23 protein-coding genes are annotated in these 25,404 nt (G+C 63.5%); 7 read left to right on the top strand and 16 right to left on the bottom strand.

Features of this window, described 5'->3' with window-relative positions:
• Positions 1-44: 44 nt before the first annotated feature.
• Positions 45-2,132, top strand: coding sequence for a right-handed parallel beta-helix repeat-containing protein (locus tag HZ994_10185; GenBank protein ID QTN32683.1), 2,088 nt, complete (start codon positions 45-47; stop codon positions 2,130-2,132).
• Positions 2,133-2,163: 31 nt separating this feature from the next.
• Here the strand turns inward: HZ994_10185 and HZ994_10180 are convergent, their stop codons facing one another.
• The 7 genes from HZ994_10180 to HZ994_10150 all read right to left on the bottom strand — a co-directional run bounded on the left by HZ994_10180 (position 2,164) and on the right by HZ994_10150 (position 10,413).
• The gene (locus HZ994_10180) at positions 2,164-3,147 is read right to left on the bottom strand and encodes a threonylcarbamoyl-AMP synthase (GenBank protein ID QTN34366.1); all 984 of its coding nucleotides are present in this window, start codon (positions 3,145-3,147) and stop codon (positions 2,164-2,166) included.
• Positions 3,148-3,230: 83 nt separating this feature from the next.
• Positions 3,231-4,235 carry a hypothetical protein gene (locus tag HZ994_10175; protein ID QTN32682.1) on the bottom strand — a complete coding sequence of 335 codons (1,005 nt, stop codon included), beginning with the start codon at positions 4,233-4,235 and terminating at the stop codon, positions 3,231-3,233.
• Between the two features lie 58 nt (positions 4,236-4,293).
• A complete protein-coding gene (locus tag HZ994_10170) occupies positions 4,294-5,040 on the bottom strand; it encodes a hypothetical protein (protein ID QTN32681.1) in 747 nt (248 codons plus the stop codon).
• A gap of 8 nt (positions 5,041-5,048) precedes the next feature.
• Complete coding sequence (ndk, locus tag HZ994_10165; GenBank protein QTN32680.1) at positions 5,049-5,486, bottom strand: nucleoside-diphosphate kinase; 438 nt, start codon at positions 5,484-5,486, stop codon at positions 5,049-5,051.
• 55 nt (positions 5,487-5,541) lie between these two features.
• The gene (chrA, locus tag HZ994_10160) at positions 5,542-6,837 is read right to left on the bottom strand and encodes a chromate efflux transporter (protein ID QTN32679.1); all 1,296 of its coding nucleotides are present in this window, start codon (positions 6,835-6,837) and stop codon (positions 5,542-5,544) included.
• A gap of 166 nt (positions 6,838-7,003) precedes the next feature.
• A complete protein-coding gene (locus tag HZ994_10155) occupies positions 7,004-7,846 on the bottom strand; it encodes a PEP-CTERM sorting domain-containing protein (protein ID QTN32678.1) in 843 nt (280 codons plus the stop codon).
• Between the two features lie 53 nt (positions 7,847-7,899).
• Positions 7,900-10,413, bottom strand: coding sequence for an insulinase family protein (locus HZ994_10150; protein ID QTN32677.1), 2,514 nt, complete (start codon positions 10,411-10,413; stop codon positions 7,900-7,902).
• 58 nt (positions 10,414-10,471) lie between these two features.
• On the opposite strand from HZ994_10150, the gene HZ994_10145 reads away from it, so the two are divergent.
• Positions 10,472-10,960: a hypothetical protein gene (locus HZ994_10145; protein QTN32676.1), complete on the top strand. Its 489-nt coding sequence runs from the start codon at positions 10,472-10,474 to the stop codon at positions 10,958-10,960.
• 44 nt (positions 10,961-11,004) lie between these two features.
• The gene (locus tag HZ994_10140) at positions 11,005-12,639 is read left to right on the top strand and encodes a sulfatase-like hydrolase/transferase (protein ID QTN34365.1); all 1,635 of its coding nucleotides are present in this window, start codon (positions 11,005-11,007) and stop codon (positions 12,637-12,639) included.
• A 7-nt stretch (positions 12,640-12,646) separates the two neighbouring features.
• Here HZ994_10140 and HZ994_10135 read toward each other — a convergent pair whose 3' ends face one another.
• Both HZ994_10135 and HZ994_10130 read right to left on the bottom strand, forming a co-directional pair.
• Positions 12,647-13,441 (bottom strand): HAD family hydrolase, encoded by a 795-nt coding sequence (locus tag HZ994_10135; GenBank protein ID QTN32675.1) that lies wholly within the window; start codon positions 13,439-13,441, stop codon positions 12,647-12,649.
• A 111-nt stretch (positions 13,442-13,552) separates the two neighbouring features.
• Complete coding sequence (locus tag HZ994_10130; protein QTN32674.1) at positions 13,553-14,707, bottom strand: 3-dehydroquinate synthase; 1,155 nt, start codon at positions 14,705-14,707, stop codon at positions 13,553-13,555.
• A gap of 131 nt (positions 14,708-14,838) precedes the next feature.
• On the opposite strand from HZ994_10130, the gene HZ994_10125 reads away from it, so the two are divergent.
• A complete protein-coding gene (locus HZ994_10125) occupies positions 14,839-15,363 on the top strand; it encodes an NUDIX hydrolase (protein QTN32673.1) in 525 nt (174 codons plus the stop codon).
• Here the strand turns inward: HZ994_10125 and HZ994_10120 are convergent.
• The 6 genes from HZ994_10120 to HZ994_10095 all read right to left on the bottom strand — a co-directional run bounded on the left by HZ994_10120 (position 15,360) and on the right by HZ994_10095 (position 21,001).
• A complete protein-coding gene (locus tag HZ994_10120; GenBank protein QTN32672.1) occupies positions 15,360-16,133 on the bottom strand; it encodes a hypothetical protein in 774 nt (257 codons plus the stop codon). The two genes, HZ994_10125 and HZ994_10120, sit on opposite strands and share 4 nt — an antisense overlap.
• A 31-nt stretch (positions 16,134-16,164) precedes the next feature.
• Positions 16,165-17,247 carry a chorismate synthase gene (aroC, locus tag HZ994_10115; GenBank protein QTN32671.1) on the bottom strand — a complete coding sequence of 361 codons (1,083 nt, stop codon included), beginning with the start codon at positions 17,245-17,247 and terminating at the stop codon, positions 16,165-16,167.
• A 55-nt stretch (positions 17,248-17,302) separates the two neighbouring features.
• Positions 17,303-17,788 (bottom strand): histidine phosphatase family protein, encoded by a 486-nt coding sequence (locus tag HZ994_10110; GenBank protein QTN32670.1) that lies wholly within the window; start codon positions 17,786-17,788, stop codon positions 17,303-17,305.
• A 91-nt stretch (positions 17,789-17,879) separates the two neighbouring features.
• A complete protein-coding gene (gene fabG / locus HZ994_10105; GenBank protein ID QTN32669.1) occupies positions 17,880-18,623 on the bottom strand; it encodes a 3-oxoacyl-[acyl-carrier-protein] reductase in 744 nt (247 codons plus the stop codon).
• Between the two features lie 8 nt (positions 18,624-18,631).
• Positions 18,632-20,179, bottom strand: a complete 1,548-nt coding sequence (locus tag HZ994_10100) for a carbohydrate kinase (GenBank protein ID QTN32668.1) — start codon at positions 20,177-20,179, stop codon at positions 18,632-18,634.
• 102 nt (positions 20,180-20,281) lie between these two features.
• A complete protein-coding gene (locus HZ994_10095) occupies positions 20,282-21,001 on the bottom strand; it encodes a hypothetical protein (protein ID QTN32667.1) in 720 nt (239 codons plus the stop codon).
• Positions 21,002-21,581: 580 nt separating this feature from the next.
• On the opposite strand from HZ994_10095, the gene amt reads away from it, so the two are divergent.
• The 3 genes from amt (at position 21,582) to HZ994_10080 (ending at position 24,307) form a co-directional block, all read left to right on the top strand.
• Positions 21,582-23,000 (top strand): ammonium transporter, encoded by a 1,419-nt coding sequence (gene amt, locus HZ994_10090; protein ID QTN32666.1) that lies wholly within the window; start codon positions 21,582-21,584, stop codon positions 22,998-23,000.
• Positions 23,001-23,096: 96 nt separating this feature from the next.
• Positions 23,097-23,567 carry a hypothetical protein gene (locus HZ994_10085; protein ID QTN32665.1) on the top strand — a complete coding sequence of 157 codons (471 nt, stop codon included), beginning with the start codon at positions 23,097-23,099 and terminating at the stop codon, positions 23,565-23,567.
• Positions 23,552-24,307 carry a type III pantothenate kinase gene (locus tag HZ994_10080; protein QTN32664.1) on the top strand — a complete coding sequence of 252 codons (756 nt, stop codon included), beginning with the start codon at positions 23,552-23,554 and terminating at the stop codon, positions 24,305-24,307. The genes HZ994_10085 and HZ994_10080 overlap by 16 nt, the downstream gene beginning before the upstream one ends.
• Before the next feature lie 11 nt (positions 24,308-24,318).
• On the opposite strand, the gene HZ994_10075 is transcribed toward HZ994_10080, so the two are convergent.
• Positions 24,319-25,335, bottom strand: a complete 1,017-nt coding sequence (locus HZ994_10075; protein QTN32663.1) for a hypothetical protein — start codon at positions 25,333-25,335, stop codon at positions 24,319-24,321.
• Positions 25,336-25,404 lie beyond the last annotated feature (69 nt).

The raw sequence follows: 25,404 nt of genomic DNA, 5'->3' as shown, positions 1-25,404 counted from the left end.
TGATTTCAAAAGGCCCAAGATCTTCGCGCCGCTTCTTCGCGCCCGTGACCGCCGCCGTTCTTCTTGCCCTCGGGGCGGGAGAGGCGCCGGCTGCACCGCACGAAATCCATGTTGCCGTGGATGGTGCCGATACCAATCCGGGCACCGCGGAGCTGCCCGTCGCCACCCTGGAAAAAGCCCGCGACCTGCTGCGGCAGCGCAAGGCGGATGGTTTGCAGGGCGCGGGGGCCGTCGTCCGTGTGCATGCCGGCACCTACCTGCGCACCCGTTCTTTCGGGCTGGACAAGCAGGACGGCGGCACAGCGGAGGCGCGGATCGTCTATCAGGCGGAGGGGACGGTCCGGCTCGTCGGTGGCCGCGTCATCGCAGGCGATGCCTTTCGCCCGGTCTCGGATCCGGCCGTGAAGGCGCGCCTGCCCGAGGCGGCGCGCGATCATGTCGTGGAACTGGATCTGGAGGCGCTGGGCATCCGCAATGCCGGGCCTTTCCCGGAGCTGTTCCGCGACGGCGGCGGGATCATCGAGCTTTTCATCGACGGTGAGCGCCTGCCGCTGGCCCGCTGGCCGGACGTGGAATACACCACCATCGAAAGCGTCCTGGAAAACGGCTCGAGCAGCAGCCCGGGAACTTTCCGCTACCGGGGGGGCCGCCCCGGCACCTGGGGGAAGGCCGTGGAGGACGGACTCTGGTTGAAGGGTTTCTGGCGGGTGCCATGGCAACCGGAGACGGTGCGTGTGGCGGCGATCGACCCTCAGGCCGGAACGGTCACGCATGCCCGTGGGGTCGGCGGCGGCATCGGCTCGAAATACAGCAAGACCGTCAACGGCACGCGGACCGGCGACGGCAAGGAGAACTGGTATGCGCTCAACCTCCTCGAGGAACTGGATCGCGCGGGGGAATGGTGCCTGCGTTTCCCGACAAAAATGCTCTACCTGTGGCCGCCGCGGGATCTGAAGGGCGGTAGCGCCCTGATCTCCGACATGAAGGATCCGCTTGTCAGGATCGAGGATGCCGGACACGTGACCTTCCGCGGGTTCACCCTGGAGGGAGGCCTTGGGAACGGGGTGGAAATCACCGGCGCCTCCGAAGTCCTGATCGCAGGCTGCGAGATCCATGATCTGGGCGGCACCGGGATCATTCTCAACGGGGGGATCGGGCACCGGGTGGCCGGTTGCGACATCCATCAACTCGGACAGGGCGGGATCTACGTCGGAGGCGGCGACCGCATGAGCCTCACCCCCGCCGGCCACGTGGTTTTGAACAACCATATCCACCACATCGGGCAGACGCAGACCACCTACGCGCCCGCCATCATGCTCGGCGCCTTCGGCTACACTGCGGTTGGGTGCCGGCTAGCCCATAACCTGATCCACGACCTGCCCCACGCCGCCGTCCTCTACGGCGGCAATGACCACATCATCGAATACAACCAGGTCTGGCGCATCGCGCTGGATTCGGGCGACGTCGGGGCGTTTTACACCACCCACGACTGGACCAGCCGGGGCAACGTCCTGCGGCACAACCTCGTCGCCGACACCAACGCCGTCGCGTTCTACATGGATGACGGGGACAGTGGCGACACCATCCGCGGCAACATCGCCTGGAACGTAGCCAGCGGGGTCGCGATCGGCGGCGGTCATGATAATATCGTGGAGGGAAATGTGTTCATTCGGTGCAAGAGGGCGGTTCACCTGGATGATCGTGGGGTCGCCCGCGGCTACACCCTGGAGCACAAGCAGCTCGGGGGACAGCTGGCAAAAGTCCGACCGTCCTTGCCGCCATGGTCGGAGCGCTATCCCGGCATGCTCCGCCTGCTGAAAGAGCATCCCGAACTGCCCACCGGCAACCGGATCACCCGCAATGTCATGGTGGAGTGCGAAACCCGGTTGGATTTGAGCGGGAAGGAGGAAAACCGGAGGTTCTCCAACATCGCGGACAACCGTGCCCTGTCACTTGCCGATGCGGGGCTCAAGGACGGGGAGCCGTTTTCAGCGCTGCTTGGCAAAGACCTGTCGCTCACCCGGGTGCCAGGTTTCGAGGTAATTCCGACGACCAAGATGGGGCTCTGCCTGGACGAGTTCCGCAAGACCCTGCCGCCGCATGGAGGCGGAGCCGCCTCGCCGGTTGAGTAGGGTTCCGACCCCGACGCCTGCGAGCCGTATTTCACCGTGCCGAAGCGCGGCGCAGGCGATCCATGATCGCGACACCGAGGCCGACCTCGCTGACCGGCTCGGCGATGATTTCATCCAACCCCATCTCGTCCATCTCACGCATCGCGTAAAACAGGCGGATCGCGGCCTCGGCGAGTTTCCCGCTGCCGGGGCTGAGCGCGACGACGCTGTCCCAGCGGTGCGCGCGGACGAACTCGCCGCCCTCCTCGCCGGTGTAGCTGAGCAGGCCGTAGGTCTTGCCGACTTCCGGCGTGAAATCCGACGGCTTTTCGATCAGGCGGAAGGGCGTGAGCGGCGCGTAATGGCTCTCCAGCTCCCCGGGCGCGAGCAGCTTGTCGCCGGGTTTCGCCTTCTCCACCTTGCCGAATTTCTGGAGCTGCTCCTTGGTGATCGGGCCGGCGCGGTGAAGGTGGAAAATCGGCTTTTTCCCCTCGCGCGGCTCGATGCGGATGATCGTGCTTTCCAATCCCTCGCCGCAGGCTCCCGCATCGACGATGAGCGGGATGCGCCCGCCCAGTTCCTTCATCACGGCGGAGGCGGAGGTCGGGGAAATGCGCCCGAAGCGGTTCGCGCTCGGCGCGGCGATGGGGTTGCCCAGCGCCTTGTTGATCGCGCGGAAAATCGGATGCCCGCTCTGCCGCACGCCCACCGTCGGCAAGCCGCTGGTCACGATGTCCGGCACTTCCGGGGTCTTCGGCAGAATGATCGTCAGCGGCCCGGGCCAGAACTCGTTGGCGAGCTGGTTCACAATGGTGCGGATCTCCTCCGGCACCACCGCCACCCGCTCCAGATCACGCAACGTGGCGATGTGCACGATCAGCGGATCGAAGCTCGGCCTCTCCTTCGCCGCGAAAATTTTCGCCACGGCATCCGGATTGAAAGCATCCGCCGCCAGCCCGTACACCGTCTCCGTCGGCAAGGCCACGACCTCGCCCTTTTGCAAAAGCGCGACCGCCTCGTTCTGCGCTTCCTTCATCCCGTCGTCGGTCGCCTCAATGATCTTTGTCTCGAACACGAGGCGATCTTCAGATTTCCGGGTGCGCTTGGCAAGCAGCGGACTCACTTCATCCCAACCATCGCATCGGCGAAGGCTTTCCCGATGGGGCCGAGGATGGTCGAGGCGCCGAGGTAGTGGAATTCTTGGTTGGATGCGCCTTTGGCAATTTCCTCTTCCTCCGGGGTTTTCTCTTTCTTTGAACGAACCTTGGAGAGTTCGTGATCCCAGAACTCCTCGGTGAGGACGTTGGCGACGTTGCCCTTGAACTCGGGTAGCTTCGCCGGTGCGGCCATGGCGTCGCGGAAATTCTGGTGCACCTGCACGTAACGCGGCTGCTCGTACATGGACGTCGGCCCGCCGACGCCCAGGACGCCGATGACGACGGGAAGCTTGGGCGCGTCGAGATCCTTGCGGACATCGCGGATCAGGTGGGCGAGGTTTTCCGAATACCGGTCGTAGCCGCCGGGCTTGTAACGGTCGGGATAGGCACCGCCATCGACCATGTCGTTCCAGCCCTGGAACCAGACGAAACCGGCGAGCTCGTAGCCGTCCTTGGCGTTGTAGCCGGGGACGACCTTGCCGGGATCTGCGAGCACCTTTTTCACATGCTCCATCATCAGGCCGTAGTATTTGCCCGCGCCTTCGCCGCCTGCGGAAGGGGGACGGAAATCTGTGTGCAGGCTTTTGCCGCCCCAGGCGGTCTTGATGAGCAGGATGGGCTCCTTGACGTGCTTCTGCATGGTGAGGCCGAAGGTGAATTCCGGCCCGATCTTGTCCGGGCCGGCGCCGAAGCCTGCGGTGAGTTGGCCCTCCCTGAGTTCGGTGACGCCGCCCTTGCCCTCGGAAAGGTAGCTGATCCAGACGCGCTCGCAGACGACCGGCTTGCCTTCGGCGTCGGTCATTTCCTTGAGCAGGGGTGCGGTTTCCGGATTCCGCGCCATCGAGGGGAAGGTGCTGACGTTGGCGTGTCCCTGCATGTTGGATTGCCCGGAAAGGATATAGACTTTCAGCGGCGCGGCGTGCACGGGCGCGGCGAGGAGAAGGGCGGCGGCGAGGAGATGTTTCATGGCGTTGAGGTCATCTTCGCTGAGCATAGCCGGGCATGGCGATCTTTTTTCGCCGCACTCACCCCTTCGCGCCGAGGCGGTGAAACGCCCAGCGGATCTCCTCCTCATAGGCTTGCAGGGAGGGGTAGAGCGGCTCCGTGGAAAGCTCGCGCAGGCCGCGGTTCAGGCGGTCGGGCGGCAGCAGCGAGGAAAGATCCGCCATGAGGGCCAGGCTTTCCGCCTTGTTGCCGACGCGGATGTGGCGCTCGCCGTAGAACATCACGGTCTCCCGCTCGACCTCGTAGGAAACGCGGTGCATGGGCGCGGAGAAAAAGAGGTCGATGCGGAAGCATGTTTTTTCCACGGATTTCGTAATCCGCGTGGGCACCTGCACGGTGTACGCGCCGCCCTCGAAATATCGTACGTCGGTCTGCATTTCGTAATCGGAGACCTGTTTTTCACGCTCAACCATGCCTGCGGCGGCAAAGACCAGTTCGCCGAGTCCGCGCACCTGGCGGCGGTTCATCGCGGTGGTGAGTGTCAGCGTTTCCGGGGTGAGGTCGATCCGCTGGCAGCGGAAATCCGGGTGCAGGGAAGGGATGTCCCCGTCCGGCACGATGTCCGTTTCGCAGCCGAGGGTTCGCAGGCCGGTTTGGAAGGCGGTCGCGTCTTCGAGCGAAAGCCCCGAGGAAACGATGCCGAACCAACCCCGCAAAATCCCCGCCGCGTCGGCGCGCGCCACGGAACGCACGTTGACGGTGATTTCCTCCAGAGCCTTGCGGTCGGGCTTCGGCTCAAGCGCGTGGAGGAGGAGGGAAAAGCTCAAGTTTCCGGTCAGTAGGAAAAGATCTCGCCGTCCTTGAAGAAGCGCTTGATCTCGGCGGCGGCGGCTTCCGGGGAATCGGAGGCGTGGCAGACGTTGCGCATCTTCGCATCGGCGTCCTTGAAACCGAAATCACCGCGGATCGTGCCGGGTGCGGCGACCATGGAATCGGTCGGGCCAAGCAGGTCGCGGACGCGGGAAATGACGTCTTCACCTTCGAGGGCGAGGGCGATGACCGGCGTTTCCTGCATGAATCCGCGCACGGAGGGGAAAAACGGCTTGTCGGCGATGTGGGAGTAGTGCTCGGCGAGGATCTCGTCGCTGAGGGACATCATCTTGATGCCGCGCACGAGGAAGCCTTCCTTCTGGAAACGGGCAAGCACCTCGCCGGTGAGGTTTTTCGCGACGGCGTCGGGTTTGAAGAGGATCAGTGTGGTTTCAAGAGCCATGCGGAGGCTGTAGGCAGGCACACCCGGCCGTTCAAGCATTTTAAACGGCTCGTTTTCAGGCGTAGCCCGCCCATCCCGCGAGCAGCCCCAGCCCCGCGCAGGCGGCTAGGATCCACGTGAAGGGTAGCTTGAAGCGCCACAGCGCCATGAACGAGGCGGCGGCGAGGATGGCCACGAAGGCATCGAAGCCGCCTTCCGGCCAAAGGGCGTGTTGCGCAAAAACGACCCCGAGGTTCAGGATCACACCGACCACGGCGGCGGTGATCGCGGTCAGGCACGCACCGAGTCGCGGGAGTTCGTGGAGTCGCTCCACGTACGGGGCGCCGAGGAAAACGAACAGGAAGCAGGGTAGGAAAGTCGCCCAGACGGTGATCGCGGCTCCGACCGAGGCTCCGGCCAGCGGGCTGAATTTCCCCGGATTCTGCCAGCCGCCGACAAATCCGACGAACTCCAGCACGATGATCAGCGGCCCGGGCGTGGTTTCCGCGAGGGCGAGGCCGCTCATCATCTGGGGGTGCGAGAGCCATTGGTAATGCTCCACCGCCTGCTGCGCCACGTAGGGCAGCACCGCATAAGCGCCGCCGAAGGTGACCAGCGCCGCCTTGCTGAAAAAGACGCCCTGCGCGACCGGCGTGCTGTCCCACCCGAGCCACAGACCCAGCCCAACCACCGGCAGAAACCAGAGGGAAATGCAGATGGCGGAAACTTTCAGGGTGCGCTTCCAGCTCGCGCGGGGGGCGGGTGGAAGCACCAGAACGCCCGCATCATCATCATGCTCCAGCGCGCCGTGGGATTTCCCCGGAGGAAACTGCGTAGGAGAAATCCGGTGCCCGGCCCAGCCGGCCAGCGCGGCGGCGGCGATGATCAGCACGAAGGACACCCCGAAAAAATAAATCGCGGAGAAGGACAGCGCGGCGATGCCCCAGAGGGTGGCGCTGCGCAGGGTTTTCCCGCCGATCCTGAGAACCGCGGCCGCGATCACCGCGATCACCGCCGGGAGCAGCCCGTGGAAAATCGCCGCCAGCCAAGGCAGATGCCCGCCCGCCATGTAGAGCCAGCCCAGGAAGTAAAGGATGACCGCCGAGGGCAGCACGAACAGTGCGCCCGCCGCCATCCCGCCGCGCCAGCCGTGCAGCCGCCAGCCGAGATACGTCGCCAGCTGCTGCGCCTCGGGCCCGGGCAGCATCATGCAGAAATTGAGCGCATGCAGGAAATGGCTTTCCGAGATCCACTTGCGTTTCTCCACCAGCTCGCGGTGCATGATCGCGATCTGCCCTGCCGGCCCGCCGAAGCTGATGAGGCCGAGCTTCAGCCAATAGCGGATCGCTTCGCGGAGGGTTGGCACGCCCAAGCATGCGTGTCCGCGTGTCCCGTGGAAAGTTTCTTTCGCCGGAATCCCCGACGGTTCCAGCTATGCGATGGCAAGGCCAAACGGCATTCGTCGCGCACGGGTGACATAGGTGTTGGCCTCGTCCGCCACAAGAAAAGCGCAAGCGCTCCGCGCCGAAACCCGCGTTTCACGGAAGCCTGCGGCGGCGCAAAAAGCACAGCGCGCCAAGCGCGAGGACGAGGGACGTGGACGGCTCGGGGACGATGGAGAGCTCCACATTGTCCAGCGCGAAGTCAATGTTCATGTTACCTTGGCCGAACGCGACTTCGTGGAAGGTGTAGCTGCTATTTATCGGGGCGGCGATGTTGGCCGTTGCGGCGGTGCCCCCGTCGATGCGGGCACTGAGATCCATGGATCCGTCCGCGAGGCGTGTGATGCTGAACACCCCGTTATGCACGGTGGTACCCCATTCGATGGAAGCGCCCGCACTCCCGGTGGAGCTGAAGCCGCCAGGGTTGGAGCCGCCGAGTATGGAATTGCCCGCCTCCTCGGTGGTAACGGTGGTTCCTCCAGCGAGAACCGCCCCTGGATTTGTGGAAAAGCCGTAACCGAAGTGATTGTTCTGGTTGGCGCCGGGATCCTCATCGCCGGTGATCGCCGTTCCGCCATTGTTGAAAATGCCGATACGAAGCAGGCCGCTCCCGGTGCCGGGCGTGGTTTGGAAGCGCATGTCGAAGGAAAGACGCAGCGTTTCCCCAACGCCGATGGTGACAGCCGAGCCAAACAGTCCGACGACGCGGGAGAAGGTTGTGCTGCTGTTGACCAGGAGCGCATCGCCGGTGCCGATTCCGGCATCGGCGCCGACGGACAGGGCGACATTGTTGCGACCCGCGTACCACTGGATGTCATCAAGATCCGCGCCATCGGTGCGGTCGCCATCGCTGAAGGTATCGGAGAAGACCGTCGTCGCCGCCTGGGAGATGCCAGCGCCGAGAGTCATGGAAATCAGGAGGGTTTTTAATTTCGTCATTTGTCCACTATTCAGGCTGAGGACGGGATGTAAAGATGTTTTTCGCTCCGGTCTCATGCCTTCTCCCCCATGATCACTGAAATTGTGGGCTTCGTGGAGAAAACGCTCTTCGCGACCTCGCAAACCTGCTGCGGCGTGAGGGCGGCGTAGATGGCGGGAAGGAGGCGGTGGGTTTCGGCGGGGTGGCCGAAGAGGAGGTCGAGGGCGGCGTGGCGGGCGTTGGAGGCGGGGGATTGCTGCTGGATGGCGGCGCCGCTGAGGACGGTGGAGCGGACGCGCTCGAAGGTGTCTTCCGGAATGCCCTCGGTGGCGATTTTTGCGATTTCCTTTTTCAGTTCCCCGGTGGCGAGCTCGATCTGCTCGGGGGAGGTGGCGAGGTAGAAGGTGAACAGACCCTTGTCGTATCCGAGGAACTGGGTGGCGCCGACGCGGTAGGCGAGGCCGAGTTCCTCGCGGATGCGGCCGAAAAGGGGGCCTGCCATGTCGGAAGAGTGCTCCTGCAGGAAGGCGAGGGCGTGGCGCTCCTCGGAGCCGGTGGATGCGCCGGGATAGCCGATGGCGAGCACGGCCTGTTTCTTGGGGAGGGTGGCGGTGGCTGTCTCTCCGATGGATCTGGTGGATTCGGGCGGGTTCCATGCTTCCCCGGCGTGGAGTTTTTGGAAATGGCTTTCGAGCAGATCGACCATGGCTGCTGGGTCGAAATCGCCGGCGACGGCGAGGGTGAGATTGGCGGCGCAAAAGTGGCGGGAGTGGTGGGCGGCGAGATCGAGACGACCGAGTTTTGCGAGGGTTTCCGGGGTGCCGAGTGAATCGAGGGCGTAGCCCTGGCCGCAGTAGTGGTTGTGGCGGAGCTGCCTGAAGCAGCGGTGCAGGGGATCGGCGAGGGCTTCCTCAAGGGAGGCGAGCTGGCTGGCCTTTTCCCGGTGGATCGCATCGGTGGGGAAGCTGGGGTTCTGGATTACGTCGGCGAAGACATCGAGGATTGGCAGGATGTCGGCGGAGAGGCCGGCGGCCTGGACGAGCAGGGCGTTGTTGCCGGCGGTGGCGGAGATGGATGCGCCGAGTGATTCGAGGGAGGTGGCGATCTCGTCGGCGGAGCGGCTGGCGGTTCCTTTGGCGAGGGTGGAGGCGAAGAGCTGGTTGAGGCCGTTGTTCTCTGCCGTTTCGGATGGCAGCCCGGCGCGGGCGGCGGCTTGGAAATGGATGAGCGGCACGCGGTGATCCGGCAGGAGGGCGAGGCGGAGGCCGTTGGAGAGCGTGTGGGTGGTGATGCCCTGCACGGCGGCGGCGGCTTTCCTTTCGGCGACGATGGGGGTGAAATTTTCCGGATCGAGCGAGGTGAAGGTGAGGCGGCTTTCGGTGAGGCTTGTGGCGACGCGGCGGATGTCGGCGGGCGTGACGGCATTGATCGCGGCGAGGTGGGAGCGGGTGAAATCGAGTTCGCGCGCCTCGTGCCAGTTCGAGGCGAGGTCGGAGGCGCGGCCGGAGGCGGTGGTGAGTGTCTTGAACTGGCTGGCGGCGGTCTGGCGCTTTGCTTTTGCGAGATCCGCGTCGAGGTCGCTGGCGGCGATCTCGGTGATCTCGGCGAGGATCGCGGCCTTCAGCTCATCGCGTTTCTCAGGGGCGCATTCTGCGGAAACGGCGATGAGGCCTTCGCAGCCGGGATCGATCCATGTCCATGCGGAGATTTCCAGTGCCAGCTCGCGCTGGTCGCGGAGGCGTCGGTGGAGGCGTGAGGCCTTGCCACGGCCGAGGATGGCGGCGAGCAGATCGTAGGCGGGCGCATCCGGATGATGGATGGCCGGGGTTTTCCATGACAGGCAGAGGCGGCTGGTGGGGACATCGAAGGTCTCAAAACCCTCGCGTGGCCCAACCTGCGGGGGATCGGCCTGGAGGTGGGGCTCGGCGCCGGAGGCGTTTTTCGCGTCGGCGGTCAGGGAGGTCACGAGGGAGAGCGCCACATTGGGATTGAAATCGCCGGAGATGACGATGTGGGTTTTTTCCGGGGTGTAGCGGGTGCGGTGATAGCTTGTCAGATCGGAATGGGAAATCTCATCGAAGAGGTGGCGGTGGCCGATGACAGGCTGGCGGCGGGCGTCCTTGGTGAAGGCGGTGGAGAGCAGGAGGCGGATCGAGGCGTTGTCGGGATCGTCCAAGCCCATGTCGATCTCGCGGCGGATGACGTCCTTTTCGCTCTCGAACTCGGACTCGGGGATGAGCGGGAAAAACACCAGTCCGGTGAGGCATTTCAGGAAAACTTCCAGGGACTGCGCCGGGCCGTCGATGTAATAGACCGTGCGCTCGAAGGTGGTGTAGGCGTTCCAGTGGCCGCCGCCCGCCTGCACCGCCTGGGCGAGGCCTTCGGAGGAAAAGTCGCGGGTGCCTTTGAAGACCATGTGCTCGAGGAAGTGCGAGAGGCCGGAGCCGAGGAGCCTGTCCTCGTGGATGCTGCCGGTGGCGACCCATGCCTGCACGCTGATGACCGGGGCGGCGTGATCGGGATCGAGGATGAGGGTGAGACCGTTTGGGAGGGTGTGGCGGGTGGCTTGGGTGAGTGGGTATTCCATGGATTTCCGGCTTGGCTGATGGATGGATGCAGCATAAACGCTAGTCATGCAACGATGGATGTTATGGGCGGCCGCCGGGATCGTGGGTCTAGTGATGATGTTCTTCGGGGCGAGGTTTGCCTGGCGCGAATATCACCTTGGCAAGCCTTCGAGGATCTGGGTTCCGCTCGCCCTTCGTGAGGATATCTCCATGGAGGACCAGAAGAAGCTTGCGGAGCAGATCGCGGAGAAACTGCGCACCGATGCGATCCTGCGGCAGGTGGTGGTCGATGTCGGATTGCAGGAGAAATTCGGGCAAGCAACGGAGGACGCCGCGGTCAAGGAGCTGGACAAGCGCCTTTTCGTTGAGGCGGGCACGGCCAAGACACCTGCGGGTGGCCAGGTGCCATCGATCAATGTGGGACTGAGCGGAACCGGGCATGAGAACAAAGTCCTCGGCGAAGCCTCGACCCGCATCATCAAGGACGTTTGGCTGATGCTAGGCATCGATCCCGCGACAGGCAGGCCGCTGGGTGAACCCGCGCCGGATCCACCCGGATCATTCTAGCCCGGCTGTTGCATGATGCCGGGCGGGATGCCAGCATGTCTCCCATGCGCCACGTGAAAACCCCCGCCGCTGCGATCCTGCTGGGCTCCGCCATTTTCGCCTTGGCGGAAAAACCAAATGTCCTCCTCATCTGTGTGGATGACCTCAAGCCCGCGCTCGGCTGCTATGGCGACACCATCGCGAAGACGCCGCAGATCGACCGCCTCGCCTTGCGTAGCACCCTCTTTGGGCGCGCCTACTGCAACCAGGCGGTTTGCGCCCCGTCCCGCAACGCGCTCATCACAGGCCTCCGCCCCGACACCCTGGGGATCTACGATTTGGAGACGAATTTTCGCAAAGTGGCCCCGGATGCGGTGACCATGCCGCAGGTTTTCATGAAAGCGGGTTACCGCACTCAGGCGCTCGGCAAAATCCTGCACACCGGCCACGGCAACAGCGAGGACGCGGCCTCGTGGTCGATGGAACCCTGGAAACCAAAGGCGCCCCAGTTCGCGCTGCCGGAAAGCACATCCACGATGAAAGAGGGCAAAAACGGAGCAAGGGGAGCCGCCACCGAAAGCGCGGAGGTGGCCGATGATTTCTATGCGGACGGGAAGATCGCCGATGAGGCGATCGCCCGGCTCAAGGCTGCGGCCGGGAAACCGGACGAAGCGTTTTTCCTGGCGGTCGGTTTCATGAAACCGCATCTGCCCTTCGTCGCGCCGAAGAAGTATTGGGATCTCTACGAGAGAGGGGAAATGCCGCTGGCCGAGTTCCGGGAGGTGCCGAAGGATGCGCCACCGTATGCCCTGCAGTTCGGCGGTGAGCTGCGGCAATACTCGGATGTGCCGGACGTAACGGTGCTGCCGGATGATTACCAGCGGCTGCTCATCCACGGTTACTACGCCGCCACCAGCTATGTCGATGCACAGATCGGGCGGGTGATCGATGCGCTCGATGCGAGCGGACTTTCCGGAAACACGATCATCGTCCTCTGGGGCGATCATGGCTGGCACCTAGGCGATCACGGCATGTGGTGCAAGCACACGAACTACGAGCAGGCCGCCCGCATCCCGCTGATGATCGCGAAAGCGGGGGCGAAACAGGGCGAAGGGAAGCGCAGCGATGCGTTTGTGGAGACGGTGGATCTTTTCCCCACGCTCTGTGCGATGGCGGGACTTGCACCCGCCGCTGGCATCGATGGCACGGACATTTTCGCAGCCCTTTCCGATCCATCCGCAGGCACCATGGATCATGCCATTCACGTTTATCCGCGCGGCGGCAGGCTTGGTCGCGCGATCCGCACCGGCAATTACCGCATGGTCGAGTGGAAAGTCCCCGGAGCCGATCCGGAGACGGCGGAGTATGAGCTTTACGATTGCCTCAGGGATCCGTTGGAAAAGGAAAACATCGCCGCGAAGAATCCGGAGATGCTTCTGGGGATGAAGGAAATCCTCGCCAGATATCCCGAGGCGAAACCGCAGTTCAGGGCGAAGGGCGGGAAGCCCGCCACAAGGCAAAAGCCCAAGCAGGATCGCGGCGCGATGTTCGATTCCCGCGATGCAAACAAGGACGGCAGGCTGACCATGGGGGAATTCCTCTCCCGCCAGCCCGACGGCGATGACGCCCGCCCGCGTTTCCAGAAATTCGACAGGGACGGCGACGGATTCCTCTCCCGCGAGGAGTTCGTGAAACCCTGAGCTTACTCTAACATGCCAGGCGCACAGCGCCGAACAGGAACTCGTCGGGGATCTCCCCGATGTTCTCGACGACGATGTCCGGCTGGTAGGCGAATTTCCCGAGATCCTCCCGCTTCGTGCCGCCGCTGAGGACGAGCACGCTGCGGTAGCCGAGCTGGACCGCGCCGAGGATGTCCGTCTCCATCGTGTCGCCGACCATCACCGTCTGCTCGCTGCTGAGCCCCATCTCCTTGCGGGCGGCGCGCATCATCACCGGGCTGGGCTTGCCGACGGAGAAGGCTTTCACGCCGGTGGCCTTCTCGATCATGGCGACGATGGCTCCGCAGCCGGGGCGGATGCCGCTTTCCGTCGGGCAGCTCGGGTCGAGGTTGGTGGCTATGAGGCGGGCGCCGCGCTCCACGAGGCGTACGCCACGCTCGATCATTTCGAAGGTCAGTGTCCTGCCTTCGCCGACGACCACGTAGTCCGCATCGTCGTCGACGACGGTGTAGCCGTTGACGTGAAGGGCGTTTGCGAGGCCGTTCTCGCCGATGACGTAGGCGGTGCCGCCGGCCTTTTGGGAGGCGAGGAAACGGGCGGTGGCCATGGCGCAGGTGAAGACATCGTCGGGCTCCGCCTCGATGCCGAGGCGGCGTAGCTTCAGGGCGACATCGCGGCGGGCGCGCTGCGAGTTGTTCGTGAGGAAGCGGTAGGGGATGCGGTGGTTGCGGAGCTTCGCGATGAAGTTCGCCGCGCCGGGGATGAGGCGCGTGCCGGAATAGATCACGCCGTCCATGTCGAGAAGGAATCCTATGTCTTTCATGCACGCCATATCAAGCGATCCGCAGGCCAGGGCGTGTGACAACGCAGACGGACGGGTGAGGATGTTTCATCACCGCGCCGCCTGGCGGTGATTCCCATTCAGCGTGGCAACTCAGGCGCTTCCGCCGTCCCATGCCGAGTGCAGCTCCGCGATGCTCCCGTTGAGGAGAGGGATATCGAGCTCATGCACATCGATCCCGCTGCCGGGGCCGGCGAGGAGCAGGACGGTGAGCTCGCCGCCAAGGTGCTCGCGGAATTCCTCAAGCCCGGAAAGCACGCGGCGCACCCCTTTCTTGTCCGTCCAGTCGAGCGCAGGGTGGTAGGTCTTGAGGCCGAGCGCAGAAAGCACGGCGATCACACGGTTGGCGTCCGTTTCCGAAAGCAGACCCTTTTTCCGGGAATAGACGGTGTCGAGCGCAACGCCGACCGCCACCGCCTCGGCATGGGAGAGCTGGTATTTGGTGAGCGCCTCGAGCTTGTGCGCGGCCCAGTGGCCGAAATCGAGGGGGCGGCTGGAGCCGGTCTCGAAGGCATCCCCGCCCAGCGCAATGTGGCGGGCATGGAGGAGCGCGGAACGGCGCACGCATTCCTCGAAGGGGCCGCGCTCCAGTTTTGCGAGGGCGGCGGCGTTCGCCTCGATCCACGCGAAGAATTCCCCGTCCTTCACGAGCGAAACCTTCACCGCCTCGATGAGCCCCGCGCGGCTCTCCTCGGGATCCTGGCTTTCGAGGAAACGGAAATCGTTGACGACCGCGAAAGGCACCCCGAAGGAGCCGACCCAGTTCTTTTTTCCGAAGGCGTTGATCGCGCTTTTCACGCCCACCCCGCTGTCGTCCTGCGAGAGGGTGGTGGTGGGGAAACGGACGAGGCGTACGCCGCGGTGGGCGGTCGATGCGGCGAAGCCGACGGCATCGAGGAATGCCCCTCCGCCGATCACGAGCACGTAGGAGTGCCTGTCGATGTGGCCGGAATCGATCTCACGCCAGACCTCGTGGACGAGATCCTCATCCGCCTTGCAGGCTTCCCCGCCGGTGAAAATCCTCACGCCCCGGAAGTCGAGGTTTAGTCTCCCGAAGTAGGCCTGGATCTGCTCGGAAAGGCCTTTCCATGACTCAGCGACCGCCGTTTCCAGAAAAACCAGAACCCTCCTGCCGCCGCCTTCCGCAAGGACGTCGGCCAGCGCGGCGTTGTCCGCTGCGAAGGCCTCCCGGGTGAAGATCACCCGGTGCCTGAAGGTGACGGGGATATCGAAGTCGTGGCGATCCATGAGGTCTTTTCCTGCGGGGGCGGTTTGATACGCCGGAATACCCGCCTCCGCCAACCTTTCTTTCCCATGGCGGCCATGCTTTCCGGAAATTTTCCCTCTGCAAAGCGCCTCCGCGCGTCTATCCAAGCCCCATGCCCGAGGAGATCACGCTCTACGAATCGAAATGGCTCGGACTCTACCGCACAGGCCACTGGGATTATGTCCGCCGCCCGAACTCCGATGCCTGCGTTGGCGTCCTTGCCGTCACGGACCGCGACGAGGTGGTGCTGATCGAGCAATTCCGCATCCCGGTGCGGAAACGCGTCATCGAGATCCCGGCGGGCCTGGTGGGCGACGAGCCGGAGCACAAGGGCGAGGATCTCTCGGAAACGGCGCGCCGCGAGCTGCTGGAGGAGACCGGCTACCGAGCGGAAAGCGTGGTGCCCCTGCTTTCCTCGCCGACCTCGGCCGGCATGACCCCGGAGATCACCCACCTTTTCCACGCCACCGGCCTGCACCCCGAAAGCGAAGGCGGCGGCATAGCCGGCGAGGACATCACGGTCCACATCGTGCCCCTATCCGGGCTACGCGCATTCCTCGCGGAAAAGGAAGCCGGGGGCGCCTTCCTGGATTTCAAGATCCATGCCGCCCTTGCTGCGGCGGGGATCGCTTTCTAGTCCAGCCCGAGGGCCTGGCGGATCAACGGATCCTTGAGCGCCTCGGAAAGCAGGGGGTGGCGCAGCAGGGTGCTGAAGCGTCCCTTGTGGGCGAGGGAGACGAGCTCCGGGTCATCGACGATGATGGCTCGGGGGTAGGGCCTGCCGGTCTCGGGATCGACGATGGGTTCGAGGGGTTTGTTCGGGCTGGCGGCGATCATTTTCGCAAGCTGGAGGCGCGGTTCGGTGGTGAGCGGATCGAGCCAATCCATCAGCTTCTCCGGCACGGCGACGGAGAGGGAATTTTTCAGCCGCTCCGGCAGGCTGGGGCTGGGCGGGGAGCTGGTGCCGTATTCGGCGGAGTTGCGGATTTCCGCGACCGAGCTGGCGTGGTGGATGAAGGTGGCGGCCGTGAGGCAGAGCAGTGCGGCGGGAATGACCGTGACGAGGAGACGGAAAACGAGCTGCCCGGGGGATTTCGGAGCGATTTCCTCGGCCAGCTTCGGGACTGGAGCGCGGAAGAAACGGATGATGCGGCGCAGCACCATCAGGGAGGCGAGGAAGGCAAGGATTGGCAGGCCGGTGGCGATGAGTTCGGAGGGTTTCCCGAACCAGTCGATGGCCAGAGCGGGCGCCTGCTGCCAGACGCGGAAGCCGACCCATGCGCTCAGCGTGAGGCATGCGGCATTGACGATGGTGCGCACGATGCCCCGGATGAACATGTATCCCGCGCAGCACGCGAAGATGATCAGGGCGGCCGTGCCAAGGGAGATTTCCGGTAGGGTGTCCAATTGGGTGAATGCTGAAACGCCGGAATCAGTGTCAGCCGCGCATCGCCCGCTGGCGGAGGAGGTGGTCGGTCAGGACGAGGGTGGCCATCGCCTCGACGATGGGCACGGCGCGGGGAAGGACGCAGGCATCGTGGCGGCCTTTGCCCATGAGGGTGGTCGGCTCGCCTTGGTCGGTGACGGTCGATTGCTCGGAAATGATCGTGGCGGTGGGCTTGAATGCGACGCGGAACACGATGTCCTCGCCGTTGGAAATGCCGCCCTGGACGCCGCCGGAGCGGTTCGTGGCGGTGCGGATCTTCCCGTCCCGCATCTCGAAGGGATCGTTGTGCTCCTTGCCGGTCAGGAGGGTGCCCTGGAAGCCCGAGCCGATCTCGAAGCCCTTGGTGGCCGGGATGGAGAGCATGGCCTTGGCGAGCTCCGCCTCCAGCTTGTCGAAGATCGGCTCGCCGAGGCCGGGCGGGCAGTTGCGGATGACGCACTCGACGATGCCTCCCACCGAGTTCCCTTCCGAGCGGATCTTCTTGATGTGGCTGATCATGGTTTCGACCGCCTTGGGATCCCCGGTGCGCACGATGTTCGACTCCACTTGCCCGGCGGTGATCGTCGCGGGATCGACGTTCGCGTGGATGTGCTGGATCGTGCTGACCCATGCGATGACCTCGATGCCGGGGCTGAGCGCCGCGAGCACCTGTTTCCCGACGGCCGCAGCGGCGACACGGCCTATCGTCTCGCGGGCGGAGGCTCGGCCACCGCCGGAAGGTGCGCGGATGCCGTATTTCGCATCGTAGGTGTAGTCCGCATGGGATGGACGGTATTTCACGGCCATTTCCTCGTAGGCGCCCGGCCGCTGGTCAGTGTTGCGGACAAGGATGCTGATGGGTGTGCCCATGGTCTGCCCGTCATGAAGGCCGGAGAGAATCTCGGCGGTATCTGCCTCCTTGCGCGGGGTGACGATCTCGGATTGGCCGGGGCGGCGGCGATCCAGCTCACTCTGGATGTTTCCCAGGGAAACGGGAATGCGCGGCGGACAGCCGTCGATGATGACGCCGACACCTCCGCCGTGGGATTCGCCGTAGGTGTGGATGCGGAAAACTTCGCCGAAGGTGGATGACATGTGCGGGGACTTTAAACCTGATATCCGAAATTCGAAACCCCAATGAAGGGGAAGTTCACTCCATGTGCTTCCCGATCCGGAAAGGGAAGAGAAAATGCAGGGTGGCGCGCGGCGAGGGCGGATTGATCCCCAGGCAGGTGATGGAACCCTTGCGGATCTCCACGGTGCCTGCGGCGGAGCCCAGGGCCTGCTGGACGAACTGGGAGAAATCCGGCTCGTGGCCGACGATCATGACGCGCCCGAAGTCCGTGTAGCCGGCCAGCTCCGTGAGCGCGGCACCAGGGGACATCCCGCAGGACAGCCAGCTCTGCATCACCGGCCCCGGAATTCCCGCCGCCTGCGTGAATTCCTCGGCGGTTTGCTTGGCGCGGAGCACCGGGCTGCTCAGGACGATGTCCGGCAGGGAATCCGCCGCCGCAAGGACGCGGGCCGCGTTGCGAGCCTGGGCTATGCCCTTATCCACCAGCACTCGTGAGAAATCGCCGCCGCCATCTGACGCATAATCCTCGGCCTGGCCGTGGCGGAGAAGGATCAGTTGCATTTGGCTATTCGTTATTTGTTAGAGGTTATTTGGGAGGATCTGTTTCTGCAAACGCGGAGCATCTCACGAATGGCTTCCAACCCCGCGCAGGCTACATCGTCATCCCGCCATCGACGGCGATCACCTGGCCGGTGATATAGCGGGCGTCCGGGCTGGCAAGGAAAGTGACGGTTTTGGCGATGTCATCGGTGGTGCCGAAGGTGGCGAGCGGGATTTTCCCGATCACGGCTTCCTTGACGCTTTCCGGCAGCTCATCGGTCATGTCGGTGGTGATGAAGCCGGGGGCGATCGCGTTGCAGGTGACGGCGCGGCCGGCCAGCTCGCGGGCGACTGCCTTGGTGAAACCGATCAGCCCCGCCTTGCTGGCGGAGTAGTTCGCCTGGCCCGCGTTGCCGATGAGGCCGATGACGGAGGCGATGTTGATGATGCGAGAGTTCTCCCCTTTCATCAGCGGGCGCATGAAGGCTTTGACGGTGTTGAAGGCACCCTTGAGGTTGGTGTCCAGCACTGTGTCCCAGTCCTCCTCCTTCATGCGCATCAGTAGGCCGTCGCGGGTGACGCCCGCGTTGTTGACCAGGATGTTCACCGCACCGAGCTCCTCGCCGATTTTCCTGGCGGTTTCCTGCACGGCATCATGGCAGGAAACATCGACCGCGTAGGCGGTGCAGGATCCGGGGTGGGCTTTGTTGATTTCCTCCGCCGCGCCGCCGCAGCTCGATTCGCTGCGGCTGATGAGTGCGACCTTGGCGCCCCCGGCTGCGAAGGAGCGGGCGATTTCCTGGCCTATGCCCCTTCCGGCTCCGGTGACGACGACGATCTTGTCCTTGAATTGCATTTCTTATTTCAGGCTTGGGTGGTTTGCTGGAGAAGCTTCCCGAATTCCGCGAGCGCGGTCGAGTATTTCCCTGCGAGAGATGTGTCCGGCTCGATGAGCGATCCGGGCGATGGTTTGCAGAATGTGTGCTGGAGTTCCACGAGACCATGTCCGCCCGCCGTGGCGGCGATCAGGGAGGCACCGAGCGCGGCGGAATTCGCCACCTCGAAACGCTCGACCGGTGCCTGGAAAACATCGGCGACGATCTGGGCGATGCCGTCGTTCTTCGATGCGCCGCCGGTGAGGCGGATGCGGTCCGTGGCGACGCCCATCCATGAGGAGTTCAGGCGCATGTTGAGGAACTGCCCTTCCAGCAGCGAGCGTATGCGCAGCGCGGGGGTGGGCTCTTCGGCAAATGAGGCAACCGGTTCCGCGAAATCGAAGCGCGGCGTGATTTCCGGGCCGTAGAACGGGAGGGTGAGGTTTTTCCCCGCGGATGCCGAGGTGGCGGCGAGCGCATCCTTTTCGAATGCATCCCAGTCCACGCCGAGCCCGTCGCGGAGAGCCTCGCGGGCGAGGGAGCCGTTGCGGAAGCAGATGAGCGACATGAAGCCGCCCGCCGGGTTCCCGAAGACATGGCCGTATCCGTTCGGATCGGTCTTCGCCTCCGGCATGGCCGCGAAAAAGGTGTCGCTGGTGCCCAGCGAGATCACCGCCTGCCCGGCCGTGGTGGCGCCCATGCCGACGAGGGATGCCGGGTTGTCCCCGGTGAACGGACAGATTTTGCAACTACTGGAAATGCCGTATTTCGAGACGAAGTAGGCGGAAACCGTGCCTTGGGGCTGGAGACAGGAGGCTGGTGGCAGAAGACGGGCGGAAAGGCCGGGCGCGGTGGCTTCGAGAAGCCTTCCATCCCATGCCAGCTCCGCGAGGTTCATCAGGTTCATACCCGCTCCGTCGCCGTAGTCGATGGGCAGCGATTTCCCGGCAAGCACCGAGGCGATGAAGGAGCTGACGAGATGGATGTCCTGCGTCGCCGCATAGCCTTCCGGATGTTCCTTGGAAAATTTCCGGATTTGCGGGCCGGTGAAGCGCTCGATGGCGATGGAGCCGGAGCGGGCGCAGACCTCATCAGCCCCGCCAAGGGAGGCGGTGATCTCCGAGCACTCCGCGCCGGTGGAGGTGTCCATCCAGATCGGCGAGGTGGGACGGGAAAGTGTGGGCGCAAGCTGTGCGGCGAGGCCTCGCGAAGGATCGAGACCGCCGATGGCTTTCCCGAATCCGGCATTGAGATACACGGAGCCGTGCTGTTGGCCGGAGCCTGCGATGATGCGGACGGCCGAGAGATCGGTATTTGCCGAGAGCCTGGAGAACAGGAGATCGAGCGCATCGAGCCACATCAGCGGATCGGAGTGAACCTCGCCGCCCTTTCCGCCGGGGATGAAGCCGCTCGGAGCGCCGTATTGCGGGAGGTCGTTGCCGAAGTTCACCGACCCTTCCGCCACGACCGCCCCAGAGGCGGGATCGATGATGAGTGCGCTGACGGATTGGGTGGAGGAATCGATCCCGAGGAACATGGCGGGAGTTTTCCGGGATGGGCGCAGCATTCAAGCGCGAAACGAAAAAAGGGCGGCTGCCGAAGCAACCGCCCTTGGATTGTTTAGCTCGTAAACTTCAGATTAGAAGCTGACGGTGAGCATGGTGCCACCGACGAATTCTTCGTTCACGTTGTTGTATGCTGCCGAACGAGGATCGTTGGTGAGGCCCCACGAAGCGGCGATGTACGGCGAGAGGGTAGCCGTCTCGGTGAATGCCCAGTCAAGGGAAACCTTGGTGGTGATGTGTGCGAATTCGCTTTCCTCAACGAGGTAAGCGAGCGCAGCACCTGCATTCAGGGTGAGGCATGGGCTGAGCTCGAAGCTCTTGCCGACAGCTGCCTCAAGGTAACCGCCTGTGCCGGATCCGGAATCCTCGATCTCCCAGAAATAGGTGAGGGAGGTGTCAAGGCCGAAGAACTCCTTGGAAAGGGAGAGATACAGCTCCTGGGTATCGTCGACGCGGAAGGTCGAGTTCATGTTCTGGTAGGAGATGTATCCGACGGCTGCGGTGAGGAAACCGAAGTCCTTGGAGGCCTCGGCGTAGAGGTCGAGCTCCGAGAAATCATCGTTGTTCGATTCGAATGCGCCATACCAAGCACCGGCGCTCAGGTCGAGGCCGTTCCATTCGGTGGAGAGGTTGAGACCGGTTTCGACGAGGTCGTTGCCGAGATCAATCCCGCGGAACAGATAGTCGGTGGAGTATCCGGCGTGGAGTTCGTATTCGATTTCAGCCGAGGCGTTGCCAGCCGCGAGGGCGGAGGCAGCGGCCAGGGCGCCAATTGTTTTGCAGTAGTTTTGCATAGTGTTGTTGTTGTTTCGGTTGCTGGTAGCGCCCTTGACTGAACCGTTGGGATCCAGAGAAGGGTGTTTTGTGGGTAGCGTTTTGCGTGCCAGATTTTGTTTCCGGTGCGATTCGCCGGGCTTTCTTTAACAAAAGCTAAGGAATTGTCCAGAACATTATTTGGCGAGCTATTCACTGCCGCACGGCGGGTATCTACCGGATGGCAGACGGCTCTTGCAAGATATTTTTTCAAAATCGTGAGGGCTCTCCCCTAGTCCTGACAGGGGCGGTCACCGAGTTCCATGGAAAGCGGGGAACAAGCGGGTGAGGGCGTCCATTCCGAAAGCGCGGCCTGAATGGCGAAGCGCAGCGATGTCCAACGCCTCCAGCACGGATGGGGGCGTGCCGGCACTTCCAAAAAGAGCAGCCAGCCAGGTTGGCACGCGGCTTGCTTAGGGGTCTTTCGCCGCACACTTGGCGAACTATCCCCACGTGCAAGGCACACAATATCCGACAACCCCGACCAATATGACCAGACGACATCCAATGACATTGCGAGCCCTAGCCCTTGCGGCGGTGGCTTGCTTCGCAATCCCCCTCATGCCAACGACCGGCTACGGTCAGGATGAGGCGGCCCCGGCGCCAACCGAAGAGGTGGCGGAACCAGCAGCCCCTGCAACAGATGCCCCGGCGGCCGAGGAAGCAGCCGAGCCGGATGGCTACGCGGATTTCATGGCCGGCCCGGACGCAGCCATGTTCACGGTCAACAACCTGTGGATCCTGATCTCCGCCGCCTTGGTCTTCATCATGCACCTCGGATTCTCCACGGTTGAATCCGGCCTGTGCCAGAAGAAAAACACTGTGAACATCCTGTTCAAGAACGTCTTCATCGTATGCATCGGTGCGTTGGGCTACATGATCTATGGGTTCAACGCGATGTATCCGGGGGACGCCACCGCCGGGGCCTGGAACGGTTTCTTTGCGGTCGGCGGACCGCTCATGAACGGCTTCGCGGACGACGCGACCCGCACAGCGAATGTCACCGGCGAATACGGCAGTTACACCATCTGGTCCGACTTCATCTTCCAGGCCATGTTTGCCGCTACTGCTGCAACCATCGTTTCCGGAGCGGTTGCCGAGCGTGTGAAGCTCGGATCCTTCATGATCTACGCCACGCTCCTCGTGACCTTCATTTACCCGATCACCGGCTCCTGGGAATGGGGTATCGGTGGCTGGCTCAACACCGTCGGCGCAGAGAAATTCGGCGGCGAGTTCGTTGACTTCGCAGGCTCCTCCCTCGTCCATGCCTTCGGAGGCTTCGCTGCACTCGCAGCTGTCATCGTCCTCGGCCCACGTGCCGGCAAATACACCAAGGATGGCGTCAAGCCAATCCTTCCCCATAGCCTTCCGCTTGCTGCAATCGGTGTGTTCCTCCTATTCCTCGGTTGGTTCGGCTTCAACGGCGGTTCCGTCCTGAGCGCCGACCCAGAGGGAGTGTCGCGAGTGTTTGTCACGACCGCAATGGCCGGATTCGGTGGCGGCCTTGCCGCGATCTTCACTTCGTGGATCGTTCTCAAAAAGCCTGATCTCTCCATGGGGCTCAACGGCATGCTTGCCGGTCTCGTCGGAATCACGGCCGGTGCCGGTGCGATCACCCCTTGGGGTTCCGTCCTTGTGGGAGCCATCGCTGGTGCTTTGGTTGTCGTTTCCGTGCTCTTCTTTGACAAAATCAAGATCGACGATCCTGTCGGTGCGATTTCCGTCCACGGCGTCTGCGGCGTGTGGGGGACATTGGCCGTCGGCATCTTCGGCCAGGACGGATTGAACGGGGGCGAGATCAGCTTCATGACACAGCTCGTCGGCACGGTTTCGATCTCCGCCTTCGCGTTCATCGCCTCGCTGATCCTCTTCATCATCCTCAAGGTCACCCTAGGTGTCCGAGTGGATGCACAGGAGGAAGCGGAAGGTCTCGACGTTGCCGAGCACGGGTCACCCGCCTACACCGACAGCCACGCATAATCCCAACCCAACGGGTTTTCACAAAACGGGCGGCTCCTGCGAGGGGTCGCCCGTTTTCGTTTGCCGATGGCGGGGTATGGGCTAGGAATGGCCGGGATGAAACGCCAGATGTTACGGGGATTGCTTGCGGGGCTGATCGTCGCGCTGACATTCGCCGCCGCCCGGATCTGGACGGCGGAGTATGACAGCGAACCCGACCCAAAGGCGCGTTTCGTGGTGGTTGCGGCGCAGGTCAGCAGCGACAAGGGCTACCGCTGGGTGGAAGTGCACCTGAAGAGGAGCGGCGATGCGGAACATGACCTGCGGAAGCGGGTGCGTTTGGTGACTGCGGAGGGCACGGAGCACGAGCCGGCGGACACGACTTTCGCGGGCAGCCCCGAAAAGGGTTTCACCGATATCTGGTTCAAGTTCTGGCTGGCGGAGAGGGATCTCGAAGGAAAGCTGGATCTTCGCGCCAACGATGGCTCGCTGCGGGTGAAAACGAACAGCGGGCCGCCTTCCCTCGGCAGCGATGGCAAGGCGGTTTTCAAATCGGCGGACTGGGGGAAATCATGGCTTGGCTTCTGATCGACAATTCGAACAGCCGCACCAAGCTCGCCCTTGGCGACCGCAGGGGATTGCTGGACTGGCGGGCGGTGCTCCCGACGGCGGAGCTGGGTGCAGCCTCGCTGGACAAGGTGCTTGCCGGGCTTGGTTTCGAGGCCGTGGCGGTGGCCTCCGTGGTTCCGGGGAAGGCCGGGCTGATCGCCTCACACTTCGGCGGGGAGAAACCGGTTCATTTCATCAACCATGAGAGCCCGCTCGGTTACCGGTTCTGCCTGGAGCACCCGGACCAGATCGGGAGCGACCGACTTGCCAACGCCGTGGCGCTGCGCGAGAGGCACGGGTTTCCCGGGATCGCGGTGGATTTTGGCACGGCTGTGACATTCAGCGCGCTTTCCGCGGATGGGGATTTCCTGGGAGGTGCGATCGCACCGGGGATGGCCGCGATGACTTCCTACCTGGCCGGACGCACCGCCCAGCTGCCGTCCATCGAGGCCGGCGAGCCGGTCTCCGCGATCGGGAAAACCACCGTCGAAGCCATGGAGGCCGGGGCGGTCTTCGGCCACCGGGGGATGGTGGCGGGGATACTCCGGGGAATGCTTTCCGGGATGCCTGCGGGGACGAAAGTGGTCGCGACGGGCGGGGGGGCGGCATTCGCGGCCAGGGGTCTTGGCGAAATCGGAGCCGTTGACCCGGATCTCACGCTGGAGGGGATACGGCTCGTCGCGAGGCGGATCTTTTGCGAGGGGCCTGGCAAAAGCTAAGCCGCCGCCCCTCACACCCCGAGCATCAGGGAGATGTGCTCTGCGGTCAGCTCGCCCATGGACTTGCAGTCGCGGAAATCGCTGGTGCCGTGCATGCGGTCGAGGTCTTTGGCAAGCCTCTCCACGTGTTCCGCCGGGGCGATCTCCTCGCGTCGCATGATCCCGAGAAGGGCGCGCAGGCGCGTCGATTCCACTTTCGCCCGCCGTGCCATCTGGGAGTGCTCCTCATTGACGTATTGGTCGATGGATTTGCGGTTGAGCACATCGAAGGCGAGGCGGGTTACGGGGCGGTTCGAGTTGAAGCGGAAGGCGAGGTAGATGTTTCCGCTGCCCTCGTAGGACTGCTGGTCGAAGTCGATGGGGCGGACGCGGTATTGCACCTCCTCGAAATCCGGGGTGATGTCGACGATGTAGTTCACGCTGCGCATGTCGCCGAGCAGGCGGATGAAGGAGCGCTCGGTGAATTTCGTGAATTCCTTGGCGATGCGCACCTTGTTGAGCTTCGGGTCCGGGAGGTAATCGCGCAGGAACACATCGCCCGGGACGCCGGCGATGTGCTCCTCGATGAGGGTGTTGCCCTTCACCATGTAGTTGATCCGGTTCGGCGAGAGGATGTGCTCCAGCTCCAGGCCGTAGATGCGGGAGGCATCCGCCTGCTTCACGTAGAAGTAGTCGGAGTTGTCGTTGAACAGGTTCGTGACTCGGATGCGGAAGGGCTTGGAATTGCCGAAATCGCCGAAGTCGATGCGATCCACAAGGAGGTGGTCGTGCTCGACGGCGTTGCGCCCGATTTTCAGCTCGCTGTAGATGCAGATCAGCCGGTGCTGGAGCTCTTCGAGCACCCCGGGAGGGTACATTACGGTCAGCCAGAGGGTTTCCCTGCCCTGCGGATCATCATAGGGCACCGCGCCGGTGAAGCGGGTCAGCTCCGCATATACGCGTGGGATGTCCCGGAGGCGGTCGAAGCGATAAAGATACTGGCGCAGCGGCTGGGAAACCGGATACATGATCTTGCGCGCCTGAATCATCCGGCGATGATCGACGTTGGAGTTTCAACAATCAATTTCCAATTCCCCGGGCAAACCAACAAAAAAGCC

This window comes from Akkermansiaceae bacterium (assembly GCA_017798145.1).
Lineage (GTDB): Bacteria > Verrucomicrobiota > Verrucomicrobiia > Verrucomicrobiales > Akkermansiaceae > Luteolibacter.
The sequence above is the reverse complement of the archived record's forward strand: the minus strand, read 5'-3'. Positions and strand labels throughout refer to the sequence as shown.